This window comes from Terrimonas rubra, assembly GCF_042686025.1.
Classification (GTDB): Bacteria; Bacteroidota; Bacteroidia; order Chitinophagales; family Chitinophagaceae; genus Terrimonas; species Terrimonas rubra.
The window spans coordinates 708324-722379 of record NZ_JBHUOZ010000001.1; the positions used below are offsets into that span (position 1 = coordinate 708324).

At 42.3% G+C, this 14056-nt stretch carries 13 protein-coding genes; 7 read left to right on the plus strand and 6 right to left on the minus strand.

Annotation, left to right across the window (positions count from 1 at the left end; translation table 11 throughout):
• Positions 1-13 precede the first annotated feature (13 nt).
• The 3 genes from ACFS6H_RS03025 to radA form a co-directional block, all read right to left on the minus strand.
• On the minus strand, positions 14-1396 hold the full coding sequence (locus tag ACFS6H_RS03025) for a hypothetical protein (RefSeq protein ID WP_386095087.1): 1383 nt from the start codon (positions 1394-1396) through the stop codon (positions 14-16).
• Positions 1397-1509: 113 nt separating this feature from the next.
• A complete protein-coding gene (locus ACFS6H_RS03030; RefSeq protein ID WP_386095088.1) occupies positions 1510-2211 on the minus strand; it encodes a ComF family protein in 702 nt (233 codons plus the stop codon).
• Positions 2212-2274: 63 nt separating this feature from the next.
• Complete coding sequence (gene radA, locus ACFS6H_RS03035) at positions 2275-3651, minus strand: DNA repair protein RadA (protein WP_386095090.1); 1377 nt, start codon at positions 3649-3651, stop codon at positions 2275-2277.
• Positions 3652-4164: 513 nt separating this feature from the next.
• Between radA and ACFS6H_RS03040 the strand changes: the two genes are divergently transcribed.
• The gene (locus ACFS6H_RS03040) at positions 4165-4851 is read left to right on the plus strand and encodes a zinc metallopeptidase (protein ID WP_386095092.1); all 687 of its coding nucleotides are present in this window, start codon (positions 4165-4167) and stop codon (positions 4849-4851) included.
• Between the two features lie 79 nt (positions 4852-4930).
• Here ACFS6H_RS03040 and ACFS6H_RS03045 read toward each other — a convergent pair whose 3' ends face one another.
• The 3 genes from ACFS6H_RS03045 to ACFS6H_RS03055 form a co-directional block, all read right to left on the minus strand.
• The gene (locus ACFS6H_RS03045) at positions 4931-5386 is read right to left on the minus strand and encodes a hypothetical protein (protein ID WP_386095094.1); all 456 of its coding nucleotides are present in this window, start codon (positions 5384-5386) and stop codon (positions 4931-4933) included.
• A 245-nt stretch (positions 5387-5631) separates the two neighbouring features.
• On the minus strand, positions 5632-6360 hold the full coding sequence (gene fabG, locus ACFS6H_RS03050; RefSeq protein ID WP_386095096.1) for a 3-oxoacyl-ACP reductase FabG: 729 nt from the start codon (positions 6358-6360) through the stop codon (positions 5632-5634).
• Between the two features lie 38 nt (positions 6361-6398).
• On the minus strand, positions 6399-7937 hold the full coding sequence (locus ACFS6H_RS03055; RefSeq protein WP_386095098.1) for an HAL/PAL/TAL family ammonia-lyase: 1539 nt from the start codon (positions 7935-7937) through the stop codon (positions 6399-6401).
• 231 nt (positions 7938-8168) lie between these two features.
• On the opposite strand from ACFS6H_RS03055, the gene ACFS6H_RS03060 reads away from it, so the two are divergent.
• From ACFS6H_RS03060 to ACFS6H_RS03085, 6 genes are all read left to right on the plus strand, one after another.
• Entirely contained in the window at positions 8169-8762 is a 594-nt protein-coding gene (locus tag ACFS6H_RS03060) for an acyl carrier protein phosphodiesterase (protein ID WP_386095100.1), read from the plus strand.
• 100 nt (positions 8763-8862) lie between these two features.
• On the plus strand, positions 8863-9432 hold the full coding sequence (locus ACFS6H_RS03065; protein ID WP_386095102.1) for a DUF2911 domain-containing protein: 570 nt from the start codon (positions 8863-8865) through the stop codon (positions 9430-9432).
• Positions 9433-9441: 9 nt separating this feature from the next.
• On the plus strand, positions 9442-10089 hold the full coding sequence (locus tag ACFS6H_RS03070; protein WP_386095104.1) for a DUF2911 domain-containing protein: 648 nt from the start codon (positions 9442-9444) through the stop codon (positions 10087-10089).
• Between the two features lie 47 nt (positions 10090-10136).
• The gene (locus tag ACFS6H_RS03075; protein WP_386095106.1) at positions 10137-10352 is read left to right on the plus strand and encodes a hypothetical protein; all 216 of its coding nucleotides are present in this window, start codon (positions 10137-10139) and stop codon (positions 10350-10352) included.
• Between the two features lie 568 nt (positions 10353-10920).
• Positions 10921-12795 (plus strand): hypothetical protein, encoded by a 1875-nt coding sequence (locus ACFS6H_RS03080; RefSeq protein ID WP_386095108.1) that lies wholly within the window; start codon positions 10921-10923, stop codon positions 12793-12795.
• A gap of 53 nt (positions 12796-12848) precedes the next feature.
• Complete coding sequence (locus ACFS6H_RS03085) at positions 12849-14036, plus strand: hypothetical protein (RefSeq protein ID WP_386095110.1); 1188 nt, start codon at positions 12849-12851, stop codon at positions 14034-14036.
• Positions 14037-14056 lie beyond the last annotated feature (20 nt).

The window sequence follows — 14056 nt, forward strand, 5'->3', positions numbered from 1 at the left end:
CAACAAACTGCCATTATTGTTTTTCAAAACAACCTAAATCTGTTTGCAGACCTCCCCTCGTCTTTCCATCCAGATCAATAATTGTGCCCGCAGACCCGCTGCCAATGGCCGGGGAAATATTTTTTAGCCTGAAATTATAGAACTGGCGGGAGGTATTAATGGAATCAAATTCCGGTTTCTGTGTAATAATATTCCCTGTTGTACTCACTTCGGCAGGCACGGTTTTCATCTTCCACAATACATTGTTGAATTGTACATTGAAAGCCGCCGCATTGTTTTTGGTGGCCAGAACCTCGTTTTCCATCACCCCGCCTTCGCCCCAGAAGATACAGTTGGTAAAAACAGCCTGTAAGGCCGCATGGTTTACGCCATCGCTATTGGAAAGCTGCAGTACCGGGTTATTATGCTGCACAAAGTTGTTGCCGTAACTGGCTACGGTACAATGTGTGAACTGGTAATTACCGCCGGCTGACAATACAATATTTCGTCCCGAATTGGTAATAAGACTGTTGACCGCCTGTACACTGGAATTAACCGCCAGTATGCCCGCATCGTAGGCATTGTGTACCACGGTTTGCTGTAATACGAGCTTGGGGTTACCATTTGTTGCCGGCCCTTCCAGTGCAAGTGCCTGGTGCGCATTATTAACTACGCCGTACGTGATCCGGTTATTGATACTGCTGCTGCGAAAGTAAATGCCGGGCCATGCAGCCGGATAAATATTATAGGGCTCATCTAACCGGTCGCCCTGGAAATAAACGCGGTCAGCCGTATCCACATCGCCGTTCACCTGCAAAGTACCATCAATAATGGCCGGCGCATCGGCATGAAAATAAACCCTTGTTCCTTTATTAATGGTGAGCTGTGTTTGCGGATGTACATAGAGATAACCCAGTATCACATAGGGCAGGTCATTGTTCCAGGTTTCGTTACTGGCTACTTCCCTGTCCCTCATAAAGTGGGCATTCTGTCCCCAGGCCTGTAACTGTACCTTACGGGTATTGCCGTTATAATTTATTTCAATACTGTCACTTACCACAAAGGGCAGGTTGCCGGTTTCGGGATTGATGTTTACCTGTACAAATACATACAGGCTGTCGTTGGCTTCCAGCTCAATATTGTTTACCTGGGTAGCGGCAGTACCATTAATATTGATCTTAAAAGGAGAAGCTGTACCTCCCGCCAGCGCAATACTGTTCAGGCGAAGCTTCTGGTTATTATCATTGAATACTTTAAACAGTTTGGTTACCGAGCCTACGGTGGTAAATACGGTATCAAATTTTAAGGTATCAACGGAGGTGGAAAGTTTTGCATCGGGTGAGGTAATGAAGGAGTTTTTACTGCAGGCAGTTAATAATACAAAGGCCAGTAAACAAAAACCCAACGCTTTTTTCATACGGTTCAAAATTACGGAAAAGCTATAAGCGAAAGCCGAAAGCTGAAAGCAAAAAGCTAAATGCTATGAACAACGACCCGGGAGTGACGAATGATGAATTATGAATTCACGCGCTAGCCCGGTACATAACATAAAGTGGCAATGCTGAGTTGGAGGCCCTTTACAGCAAGCAGGGTTTGGGCACAGGCTTCCAGGGTGGCGCCGGTGGTAATTACGTCATCCACCAGTAACACATGTTTGTTTTGCAGCAACTGCTGGTTGGACACACCAAATATACCCGATACATTTTCCCAGCGTTGTACCCTGTCCTTGCGGGTTTGGGTGGTATTGGCCCTAAGCCTTTGTACACCGGTTTCCACTACCGGCCAGCCGGTTATTTCGCTGATGCCGTTACAAAGAACGGCGGATTGATTGAACCCTCTTTTTCGCAGTTTACGGGGAGCCAGGGGTACGGGTAATAACAGGTCAATGCCGGTAAACCGCTGAGCCTGTTGCAGGCCATGCCCCATACTACGTCCCAGTTGTATACCCAGTGCCATGTTACCTGCATATTTAAAATTAAATACCAGTTGCTGCAGTACCGATGATTTGGAAAAGTAAAATTGTGCGGTTGCTGTTTGCACCGGCACCCTGCCGGTAAATTTTTTCTCTACCGGGTTGTTGGCATAACGGGAAAAAAGGGTCGGGTGTAATGCCTGCAGGCAAGCCGGGCATATCTGCGAATCATTGCCCAGGTGCTCACCGGCGCAACCTGCACAGACATGCGGGAAGAATAATTGTTTTACAGCAGCCGTAACAGCAGTCAGCCCTAACATAAGGTTAGCTTTAACCATTAAGTTACAACATACTTACTCCATATAGCCGTATTAAACGGATAATCAGTTAAACAGGTAACTGTATACTTCCTCTACCCGACCCATGGTAATGATCTCGATGTTGAATTTTTGTTTGCTGATGGATTTTTGGTTGTACCTGGATACAATGATTTTTTCAAAGCCCAGTTTTTCTGCTTCGGCAATGCGCTGGTCAATACGGTTTACTGCCCTTATTTCGCCGCTCAATCCCACTTCGCCCGCAAAACATACCTGTGGCGGCAGGGGTACATCCTCGTAGGAGGATAATAAAGCACACAGAACGGCCAGGTCAATAGACGGGTCTTCAATTTTTAAACCGCCGGCAATATTTAAGAATACATCTTTTACACCAAAATGAAACCCGCCCCTTTTTTCCAGCACAGCTAACAATAGTTGTAACCTGCGCAGGTCAAAACCGCTGACCGTACGCTGCGGCGTACCATATACCGATTGGGTAACCAGGGCCTGCACTTCAATCAGTAAAGGACGCACACCTTCCAAAGTAGCTGCAATGGCAATACCACTTAACTGTTCTTCCTTTTGGGTAATGAGTATTTCGCTGGGGTTGGTTACCGGCCGCATGCCATCGGCATTCATTTCGTAAATGCCCAATTCGGCTGTACTGCCAAACCTGTTTTTTAAAGTGCGTAAAATGCGGTACGCGTAATGCCGGTCACCTTCAAATTGCAATACGGTATCCACCATATGTTCCAGTATTTTGGGACCAGCTATATTACCATCCTTGGTAATATGACCAATTAAAAATACCGGTGTGTTGGTTTCTTTGGCAAAGCGCTGAAACTCGCCGGCACACTCCCGTATCTGTGAAATACTGCCGGCCGAGGATTCTATAAAAGGAGTTTGCAGGGTTTGAATAGAATCGACAATAACCAGCTGTGGCTTTAATTTTTTTATTTCCTGGAAGATGGTTTGCGTAGAGGTTTCGGTAAGTAAATAAAAGTCGGGGTTATTGCCTTTGATACGTTCGGCCCGCATTTTTATTTGTTGGGCGCTTTCCTCACCACTTACATATAATACGCGTGTATTGCTTAACTGTAGCCCGTTTTGTAAGAAGAGGGTTGATTTACCAATGCCCGGTTCACCCGCTACCAGTACAATACTACCGGCTACAATGCCCCCGCCCAGTACACGGTTCAGTTCCACATCGGGAGTAATGATCCTTACTTCCTCGCCGGTTGTTACTTCGTCCAGTGCTATCGTTTTATTTGCTTTTTTTTCGCCGTCGTAATTATTCCAGTCTGCTTTTGTTTTACCGTTATCTTTTTGTACCAGTTCTTCCACAAAGCTGTTCCATTGTCCGCATGACGGACATTGCCCAACCCACTTTACACTTTCATAACCGCACTGCTGACAAAAGAATGCTTTCTTAACTTTACTCATGGGCTAAAGATAATGTTTGCTGTTATCACTTATTGAAACAGCTGTACAAAAACCAATGGTGTGGTAACAATTTTTGCAAACACAATGGTCTGTGAAATAAAAAACTGAAAAAGGAGGAAAGAAGAAGAGCAGGTATAGTAAAACAACGATTCAAATCCTGTCTTATACAGAATAGTAAAAGGGGCCCATCTTACGACCGACCCCTTTACTTACTAACCCATTAAATTCTAGCACTAAGTTACAATTCTAAGCCACAATTCAAAATAATTTTTTGCTCCTGTGAATAACTTTCAGCACCGGAAGGGTATAATTATGGCAATTTTGTCAGTATATAAAAAACATATATATAATTATAAATCAACAAAATATAAAAAATTAGTTGTATCTTGCACTTACATAGTGTAAAAATATTTTATACACAAACTGACAAAAAGGCGCAACGAATTCATTTTGCGTTTTTGGTTGTAAATTTGATATAAGTAATTGACTACAAATAACAAAAACTAAGATCACATGACACCAGCAATTATGATTGTTTCGCTGATTTTTGTCGGAATCAGCATGTTAGTATCGATGGTGCTAAAAAGTAAGTTTACTAAATACAGTAAAGTTCGTTTGGCTAACGGTATGAGTGGCAAAGAGATAGCAGAAAAAATGCTGCGCGAAAACGGAATTTACGATGTAAAAGTGACCTCGGTAGATGGTTTTTTAACTGACCACTATAATCCCGCCAATAAAACCGTGAACCTGAGCCCTGAAGTATACAGCGGTACCAGCGTATCGGCTGCAGCCGTAGCTGCGCATGAGTGTGGCCACGCCGTACAACATGCTACTGCTTACGGACCACTGATGATGCGCAGTAAACTGGTACCGGCGGTACAATTTAGTTCTATGCTGGTAAACTGGGTATTATTAGCCGGTGTAATTATGGCTGCGTCCGGTAATACCACCGTATTACTGATCGGTATAATTTTAATGTCGGTAACCGTTTTATTTACCCTGGTTACCTTACCAGTTGAGTTTGATGCCAGTAAGAGAGCCCTTGCCTGGTTAAATACCACCAATGTAACGACGAGTACAGAATACCCCCAGGCTAAAGACGCGTTGAAATGGGCTGCTACTACTTATGTGGTTGCTGCATTAGCCGCCGTAGTTACCCTGATACAATATATTATGTTATACATGTCGAGGAGGGATTAACCCTTGGCGACAGTAATAAAGAATATAAATCCCCCGTTTTGTTGGTGATGATACCAGTTCAAACCGGGGGATTTTTCTTTTATACCAGTACAATATTCTCCTCTCTTAATTCTCTTTGAAATAAAGCCAGGCGTGGGTAATACATAAATGCCATGACCACATCCAGGATACCATAATAAAAAAAATAAGTATCCAGTGTTACAATAATAATGATTGCCGTTACTATACAGGAAACCAAGTGCCAGTACATCCGGATAGTAAAAAGTTTATTATATAGTTTTATCCTTGCATCAAAGAAAGGCATCCAGGCTATTTGTATTAACTTCTTCCGCTGGTATTTTACCTGCAGCAATAATGTGCCTGTAATCAGTAAACCAATTAAACTATAACTGACCAGTTTGCTACCCTTATAAGCGGGAAAAAATACATACCCCATTTTTACCAATACAAACGGAACCGTGATCAGCACTATATTGGCGATCAGGATGAAGATGAAAAGGGTTTTGTATTTTTTTATATTGATGGGGTAAAGCATGAAAGAATAGGGATCGAAGGTTTCAAAGGTTCAAAAGTGCCAGGGGGTCAATGTTTCTAATAAGTGGTAAGCAGGACCTATACCTGCTGATAAGAGAACCGGACGCTGAAGTGTGGCTCTCATTCTTTCTTTCCGTGAAAGAAAGAATTGCGAACAATTACTTAATTGCAACGGAAGCTGATAGCATTACTGCTGCCTGTAACATAATTATACTATACCCGGTATAGATGCAGCTGTCTGTAATACTAGGTGTATAAACCACCGTTAACCGATAACACATGGCCGGTAATATAGCCGGCTTCTTTGGCAGCCAGGAAGTTTACGGCATGGGCCACTTCTTCGGGGGTACCAAAACGGTTAGCGGGTATCAAAGCTTTAAATTGTCCTTCATCAATATCGGCTGTCATATCGGTTTTAATAAAACCGGGGGCCACCGCGTTAACCGTAATGTTACGTTTACCCACCTCCTGTGCCAGCGCTTTTGTGGCAGCAATAATACCACCCTTGGCTGCGGAATAGTTGGTTTGCCCGGGCATACCTTTTAAACCGGACAGGGATACCACATTGATGATACGGCCATAACGCTGGCGCAGCATACTGTTCACCACCAAACGGGTAACATAAAAGAAACCGCCAAGGCCGGTGTTCACTACATTATCCCACTGCTCATCCTTCATCCACATTAATAATACATCATCCTTAATACCGGCATTGTTCACCAACACTTCAATTTTTTTATCTTCATTGGCTTCCATCCACCCACCTAAAACCTGCTCCACCTGTGCTTTGTCGGCTACATCAAACTGCAGGGTTTGCCCGGCACCGCCATTACTCATAATGATGGCCAGGGTTTCGGCCGCTGCCTCCTCATTACCTTTATAGTTGACCAGTACATAATAGCCCTGCTTTGCCAATGTAATACATATAGCACGGCCAATACCCCGTGATCCTCCTGTTACCAATGCAGCGTTCATATAAAAATTTTATTGCCGGTTAATGTTTGTCGTGCCCGTTAAAAGTTAACAGGCATATTTTGTTCCAGGTAGTTTTTTACCGCCTGTATGTCTTTATATTTTGGCGTATCCTCTACAAACACGGGGAAAAAAGACCTGATGGCATCATACACCGTACGGGTAGCAGGCGCCAGCCTGTCCTGGTATTTAATATAGTCCACTGCCTGCATTAAGGACATGGCCTGTATGGCCAGTACTTCAAAGCTGTTATCAATTACTTTTTTAGTAATTAATGCCGCATTGGTGCCCATACTCACAATATCCTGGTTGTCGTTATTGTTAGGTATACTGTGCACATACATAGGGAACGACAAGGTCTGGTTCTCCGCAACGGTTGAGGTAGCGGTGAACTGTACACCCTGCATACCAAAATTTAAACCAAACACGCCCAGGTTTACAAATGGGGGGAATTTTAAGTTAAGTTTACTATTCAGCAGGTAGTTCAGTTGCCTTTCGCTTAACATGGATAGTTTGGTAATGGCAATTTTTACCTTATCCATTTCCAGCGATACATAGTCGCCGTGAAAGTTACCACCATGGAAGATATTGTTATTGGCCACATCCACTATCGGGTTATCATTAGCCGAGTTCAGCTCGTTGATCACCGTTTCTTCCGCATGTGCCAGCGTATCATATACCGGCCCCAGTACCTGGGTTACACAACGCAGGGAGTAGTATTCCTGTACCTTATCCTCAAATACATCGTGTTTAATATTGTCGGGGTTGTATAAATGTTCCGACCGGCTGCGGATCAGTTTACTGCCCTCCAGCACCTGGCGGAACATGGCGGCAATTTTGTTCTGGCCAATATGATGTTTTACCTGGTTCAGCTCTACAGAATAATGGTCGTTATAGGCTTCCATCAATTCATTGGTAAGTGCTGATAAGATCAGGGACCAGTCCAATAGTTTTTTAGCCCGGTGTATATTCAGTAAACCAATGCCTGTCATGGCCGAAGTACCATTAATAATGGCCAGTCCTTCACGTATATGAATGGACAAGGGTGTTAAGCCGGCTTTTTTAAACACTTCCGCTGCCGGTTGCAGGCTGCCTTCATACCATAATTCTCCCTCACCTATTAAACCCAGGCCCAGGTGCGCCAGTTGTACCAGGTCGCCGCTGGCCCCTACCCCGCCGTGTTCAAATATGCAGGCGATCACATCCTTGTTGATCATATCGGCCAGTAACTGTGTAAGTTCGGGATGCACCCCTGAATAGCCTTGTAACAGGCTGTTCAAACGGGCGATCATCACGGCTTTGGCCAGCTGTGGTGTCATAATATTACCACTGCCGCTGCTATGGCTGCGAATAAGGTTGTATTGTAATTGTAAAATATCTTTCTGGTTGATCTTATATTGTGCCATGGGGCCAAAGCCGGTATTGATACCGTAGATCAGCTTCTGCCCGGCAAAATCTTTCAAAAAATCGTGACTTGCCGCTACCTTATCAGTGGCCGCTTTGGGCAACTGTATTGCACTGCCCTGCAATGCTGCTATAAAATCATTGAGCGTAACCCGCTCAGTACCTAACTGTACCATGTATTTTTGCTATTTAAAGAACACAAGGCGCAAAAGAACAAAATAATAAGGGTATCTTAAAAAATTTATTACTCCCCGCCATGCCTGGCGCTAACAATTGTTTGCATTGCAACCTACGCATATTAATTAGTATCTTACCATTAGTCCGGGTCAGGTGGTGCTATTCTTTTGTCAAAATCAGGAAATGAGCATAAAAACCAGGTTCCGGCATCATTTTTATCAAATACCTGTATGAATTTTTTGGCCCATGCGTATTTATCTTTTGGTCAGCCCGGTTTACTGGTAGGCAATATGATCAGTGATTTTGTGAAGGGGAAACAACAGTACGATTATCCCCCGGGTATCCGCGAGGGCATTGTATTGCACCGCCAGATCGACCAGTTTACTGATGAACATCCTGTGACCCGGGAGGCCAAGGCCTTTTTCCGCCCGGTTTACCGTTTGTACAGCGGGGCTTTTATTGATGTGGTGTATGATCATTTCCTGGCCGCGGATCCCAACGAGTTCACTGATGAATCCCTGGCCGGTTTTGCTCAGCAAACCTATACCACCCTGCAGAAGCATTATGCGTATTTGCCCATGGAGTTTGCCGGCATGTTACCTTATATGCGTACCCATAACTGGCTGTACAACTACCGAACTATTGAGGGCATTAGTAAAAGTATGGCAGGCCTGGTAAGGCGGTCGGCCTATTTAAACGATAGTGCCCCGGGGGTAGTCATATTACAGAACAATTATGAGGCTTTACGGAGTTTATACCAGGTTTTTTGGGCCGATGTGAAAGCTTTTGTGCTGGAACAACAGGGCTTATTACCGGCATCCTGAAATAAATAACTTATTTACAGGCCGGTACGTAACAAAATGGTCCGAAAAACGTTCATGTAATAAATAAATTTCCAGAACCTCCTTTATTTATTTTTGTGCTATGGTTTTTATTCGTGGTTTTTTGCTGCTACTGGCAGCTTTCCCGGTGTTTAACGCCGTTATGGGCCAATCGGCCATACCTGCTCCCGACCGTTCGCCCCTGGATGTGAGTTATTACCCTTCCGCTTATCCCTTATTAAAAATACAGGACAAGGCCAAAGATGGTCCCGTAGCCCGTGTGGTCTACAGCCGCCCGGCGAAAGAAAAGCGTACTATTTATGGCGGTATTGTGGAGTATGGTAAAGTATGGCGCATGGGTGCCAATGAGGCTACTGAAATAGAGTTTTATAAGGATGTGACCATCAATGGTAAAAAAGTGCCGAAAGGACGTTATACCGTTTATGCCATTGTACAGGAAAACAACTGGACCTTTATCATTAATTCCGAAACAGATTGCTGGGGAGCTTTTAAATACGATGCCCAAAAGGATGTGGTGCGGATGCAGGTACCGGCCATACCTACCAGCGAAACGGTAGAGCTGTTAAGTATGTACTTTGAAAACAACGCACAGCAAATAAACTTTGTGGTGGCCTGGGATAATTATATGGCCAAACTACCCATTAAAATATAAAATGCCCTTATGCTAAAACAACTGGTTAACTGCTGTTTATTATTTACCATTACCATACTTGTTGCCTGTAATAACCATAAAAAAGACCAGGCGAACACGCCTGTTACGCAACCTGATTATTTTAAAAAACCTGATCCCCCGCCGGTTAACGGCGCTCCCAATAATTATTCCCCGGTGGATATTTCACCGATGGATATGAGCTATTTCCCGGTTAATTTCCCGGTGTTAAAGATCAGTACCGACAGCGCCATCAGCCCCGTTATGCGGGTTATTTACAGCCGTCCCCATTTAAGCGGACGTAAATTGTTCAAAGACCTGATAAAATACAACGAACCCTGGCGTTTAGGTGCCAATGAAGCCACAGAGATCACTTTTTATAAAAATGTAAATATCCTGGGGCAACAGGTACAGGCCGGCCGTTATATTATGTACTGTATTCCCGAGCAAGGTAACTGGGAACTGATATTAAACAGTAATGTGGATACCTGGGGCCTGAAACAGAACAGGGCCAAAGATGTATATAAGTTTACCGTTCCTGTAATTGATAACCATACTTACGAGGAGTATTTTACTATGGAGTTTGAGCCGGTGGAAAAGAATGCCGAGCTGCAGATAAGCTGGGATACTTATATGGCTACATTACCCATACAATTATAGGTTTTCCTTGCCCGTAGTTTCGTAACTTTGCGCCAAATTCGGCGATCATGAGGATTAGGATACCATACGTAGCAACCCTTTGTTTATTTCTTGGCTTTTCCGTTAACGGCTGGTCGCAGTGTTCTATTTGTACAAAAACGGCCCAGCAATTGGGCGAAGGCCCTGCCAGCGGCATGAACGGCGGTATTATTTACCTGGCTTTTGTGCCCTTACTGATCATTGGCATTATTGCGTATAAATGGTACAGGAACCAGAAAGCGTAGAGGAGTTCATGGTTCATTGTTAATGGTTCATAGTGGCTGGTCCATCCCCGATGTTTTTACTTTCCTACTTACAAATTAAAAACGCCACCCTCATTACCAATTTTTCAAATTACCCAATTATCTCATTGGCGTAGCCAGCTTATAACTTATTACTTATTACTTAAAGCTAACTACTTCTCCGGGGCTTTCAGCTGCGGTAACCCTTATCAGCTACTGTTCCCGCTGCTACGGGCTCCGCTATCGCTGCGGTGCTTCGTTGCACTCCGCACTAAACCCTGCGCATCGGGCAGCCTTTGAGCATTGATGCTTTCTTCAACACAATTATATTAATTTCCGGTATATGCTGAAGTTTTTAAAACCGTTTGTATATTTAAGAACCTGGTAGCTGAAGATTATCAAGGACATTCAAATAAGTAAGCTGACCCGGAAAAATAAAACAGGACCTTGAATATTACACCAGCCAACCGTAATACAACTTTATATAAACAGAATCAAAACCCGGCCCAAAGTCCAGGCTGCCGGTTAAATATGGGCGCTTTTACCTTAACAGAAAAACACTGGCACTAAAATGAAAAGAACTTTACTCATTATTACTTTTTGTTTCGCAGCAACATTTGTTTTTTCACAAACAAATTTTAAAGATGGCAGAGCTGATAACAACTGTGCATCCTGTCAATCAACCATCAGTAATAGGCCTAAAGAAATATTGTTTGGCATTCACATTAATGAGGATGGGGAAATTTATTTTTCCATGAACAATAAAGATTGGTTTGAAAAGATTTTTAAGAATAATACCTATGGCGTAGCTGTTGATATTGTAACCAAGGACCGGTATATCTGTAAGCCAAACGCATCCCTCCCGCAAACCCTGCCTAAAGGTGTATTTACTTCCGGCATATATAAAAATGCGTTACTGGCGAATAATAAAGGATTAATTGAAGGCGGTATTTATTCAAAAATAGGAACGATACCAGTCCACTTGAAAGGTAAGGAGCTGGAAGGCAACATGGTAATTTTAAATGGCTCGTCCATTTGTTTTTACACCAACTTTGTTGATATCCCCAGAAGCACGTGGCAGCTTTTACCCATGGGGCTCTTTACAGATTCTCTTATTAGTGAGGCAGTAAGCTTTGCAGGCAACAAAGAAGATTTTTTTACCTATACAGAAAAAATAAAGATCGAAATCCCTTTTTCGAAAGGAAGCTCATCCTTTAACCCGGATTATTTAAAAAAATATTTCGATTCTATAAGAATCACTTCTTCAAGAATCAAAAAAGTTGAATTGAGGGCTTACTCTTCCGTAGAAGGAACAGAGTCTATTAATAAAACATTAATGTCCAAGCGGGCAGAAAGTATGGTAACCGCTTTAAAAAAAATCGATCCTACATTAAATCGTATTAGTATAATAACAGCGGAAAACTGGATAGATTTTTTTCGTTCTATAAGGAATACAAAGTTTGAGGATTTTGAATTTCTCTCAAAATTTGAAATTAAAAAGCAGTTATTAGATAAAAAGATATTGTCAGACTTCGAACCTATGCTGGCTAGCCAAAGAAAGGTCACGGCAGTTTTATATGTAGAAAAAAAGTCTCCTTATTATAATGAGCCCTCATCCGGTATTTTAAACGAATTTCAAAAAGCTATTTCAGTACGGGATATCCGGAAAGCGCAAAATTTACAAAAAGAAATAGCAAATAGAATTTCAGATAACAAGCTTCCTCTTTCTTATATTAATACAATTGAAATCCCAAAATCAAAAGTATATTCTCCGGTTTTAAATGACCGGGAGGTGTATAAATACATGTTAAAGGCTACGGACGAATATGAAGCTTTTGAAAATTTTATAGAACTGAAAAAGATTGATCCGGATAATGGCAGGCTAAATTATAATATTTGTGCACTACGTTTTTTTATGTGGCAGTACGGGGGTGATTCCACCTCAAAGTATGTGTTATTAAAAGAAATTGAAAAGCTACAAAATCAAGGCATTTCTTTTGTTCTTTCAGAAAGGATGAAGGTAAATTATTATATCCTTAAAAGCGAAGACCAAATGCAGGCCTTCAATTATGCCGGAAAAGATTCGTCATTAAATGAAATTAAAAAAAGATACGCTAATTTATCTGCCAGCGATGAGGATATTTTATCCCTTGCGAAATACTATTCTTATTATTCCCAGCAAGGATGGGCACAGGATATTGTTGAGCCTAAGATTGCTGATATAAATGTTAATGAAGATTTATTATTTTACTACTTAAATCTTTTGTTTTTCCGTCCGGACATGTATGATACTGATGAATTCTGGAAAGCCACATTAAATGCAGTTAATCTTAATAAAGAAAGATTTTGTGCGCTTTTTAAGTCTACCAACATGGGGGGCGCAAGCATGCAATTGCTCGAATCTGATGACCTGAGAGATATATACTGTTCAGAATGTATAAGATAAATCTTAGATTTAGTCTCGCAAAAGAAGACAAAAAGTATTAATAAAAAATTGATATGCGAACAATAGCCATTATTACATTTCTTTTTTTTACATCTGGTTTATCCGCACAGGTTAAAGACCCATTCCCTTATAAATTCTCTTCCACTATTTATGGAAAAATAAAATCAGATTCTGCCTCCTGGCGGGGTGGTGTTACTTCATCGGACCTGTCTTTTATTGGTCTGTATAAAGAAGCATTGCAGGAATGGGACAAGCCGAGATCGTATAAAAAAACTATTTCCAAGGAAGACAGCGCCGGTTTTGTAAAGGAGTATAAAGCGACCGATGCTAAAAAGTTCATCCTGAAAAAAGCAAAGGAGCACCGGGTGCTTATTTTTAACGAAGCGCACTATAATCCCCGTCACCGGGTTTTTGTTACTTCGTTGTTGGCAGAACTAAAAGAAGCGGGATATCATTTTTTTGCAGCCGAAACTTTTTCTACCCGGGCCGGCTTTACAGAAAACAGCAAATACCCTAATCTTAACTCCGGTTATTATACCATGGAGCCCCAGTTTGGCAACCTGATGCGGGAGGCCAATCAGCTGGGGTATACGCTTTATCCCTATGAACATGCATCCGGCGGCAACCAGCAGACAAGAGAAACCGGGCAGGCTCTTAACCTGGCCAGGCTGCTGGACAGTATTCCTACTGCCAAAGTGATTGTGTATTGCGGTTTTTCGCATATTGGCGAAGCGCCTATACCCAATTGGGCAACACCTATGGCAGCAAAGCTAAAAGAACTTACGGGTATTGATCCTTACACGATTGATCAGACACTCCTCACAGAACGGTCTGCGCCGCAGTTCTATCATCCCTATTATAAACTGGCCGATAGCAGGCAGTATGCCATACTGGTAAATAAAAAGGGCGAGCCTTTTAATAAACAACTGGATGATAAAAAGGTAGATGCGCTTTTATATACCCCGCCGACAAAGTATATACATAACCGGCCGGGATGGGTTTTTGAAAACGATAAAATACCCTATTTTATTAACAGGGATATTATACAGTTATCTTACCCGCTGATAGCCAAAATCTATTTTACAGAAGCCGATATCAATAATATGGTGATACCGGTAGATATACTGGAGTTTAAAACAGAACAGGAATTAATTAGCACCGCCATGGCTGTTTTTAAAAGAAAGCATTTTATTGTTGAGCTGGTAGATACCAAAGGCGAAACACAGATCATCAGACCCTGATCATTATTTATTGATCTGTT

Excerpts from the sequence above, each read along its gene's own strand:
- ACFS6H_RS03025 (WP_386095087.1), bottom strand. The coding sequence starts at position 1,396 with ATGAAAAAAGCGTTGGGTTTTTGTTTACTGGCCTTTGTATTATTAACT.
- ACFS6H_RS03030 (WP_386095088.1), bottom strand. The coding sequence starts at position 2,211 with ATGTTAGGGCTGACTGCTGTTACGGCTGCTGTAAAACAATTATTCTTC.
- radA (WP_386095090.1), bottom strand. The coding sequence starts at position 3,651 with ATGAGTAAAGTTAAGAAAGCATTCTTTTGTCAGCAGTGCGGTTATGAA.
- ACFS6H_RS03040 (WP_386095092.1), top strand. The coding sequence starts at position 4,165 with ATGACACCAGCAATTATGATTGTTTCGCTGATTTTTGTCGGAATCAGC.
- ACFS6H_RS03045 (WP_386095094.1), bottom strand. The coding sequence starts at position 5,386 with ATGCTTTACCCCATCAATATAAAAAAATACAAAACCCTTTTCATCTTC.
- fabG (WP_386095096.1), bottom strand. The coding sequence starts at position 6,360 with ATGAACGCTGCATTGGTAACAGGAGGATCACGGGGTATTGGCCGTGCT.
- ACFS6H_RS03055 (WP_386095098.1), bottom strand. The coding sequence starts at position 7,937 with ATGGTACAGTTAGGTACTGAGCGGGTTACGCTCAATGATTTTATAGCA.
- ACFS6H_RS03060 (WP_386095100.1), top strand. The coding sequence starts at position 8,169 with ATGAATTTTTTGGCCCATGCGTATTTATCTTTTGGTCAGCCCGGTTTA.
- ACFS6H_RS03065 (WP_386095102.1), top strand. The coding sequence starts at position 8,863 with ATGGTTTTTATTCGTGGTTTTTTGCTGCTACTGGCAGCTTTCCCGGTG.
- ACFS6H_RS03070 (WP_386095104.1), top strand. The coding sequence starts at position 9,442 with ATGCTAAAACAACTGGTTAACTGCTGTTTATTATTTACCATTACCATA.
- ACFS6H_RS03075 (WP_386095106.1), top strand. The coding sequence starts at position 10,137 with ATGAGGATTAGGATACCATACGTAGCAACCCTTTGTTTATTTCTTGGC.
- ACFS6H_RS03080 (WP_386095108.1), top strand. The coding sequence starts at position 10,921 with ATGAAAAGAACTTTACTCATTATTACTTTTTGTTTCGCAGCAACATTT.
- ACFS6H_RS03085 (WP_386095110.1), top strand. The coding sequence starts at position 12,849 with ATGCGAACAATAGCCATTATTACATTTCTTTTTTTTACATCTGGTTTA.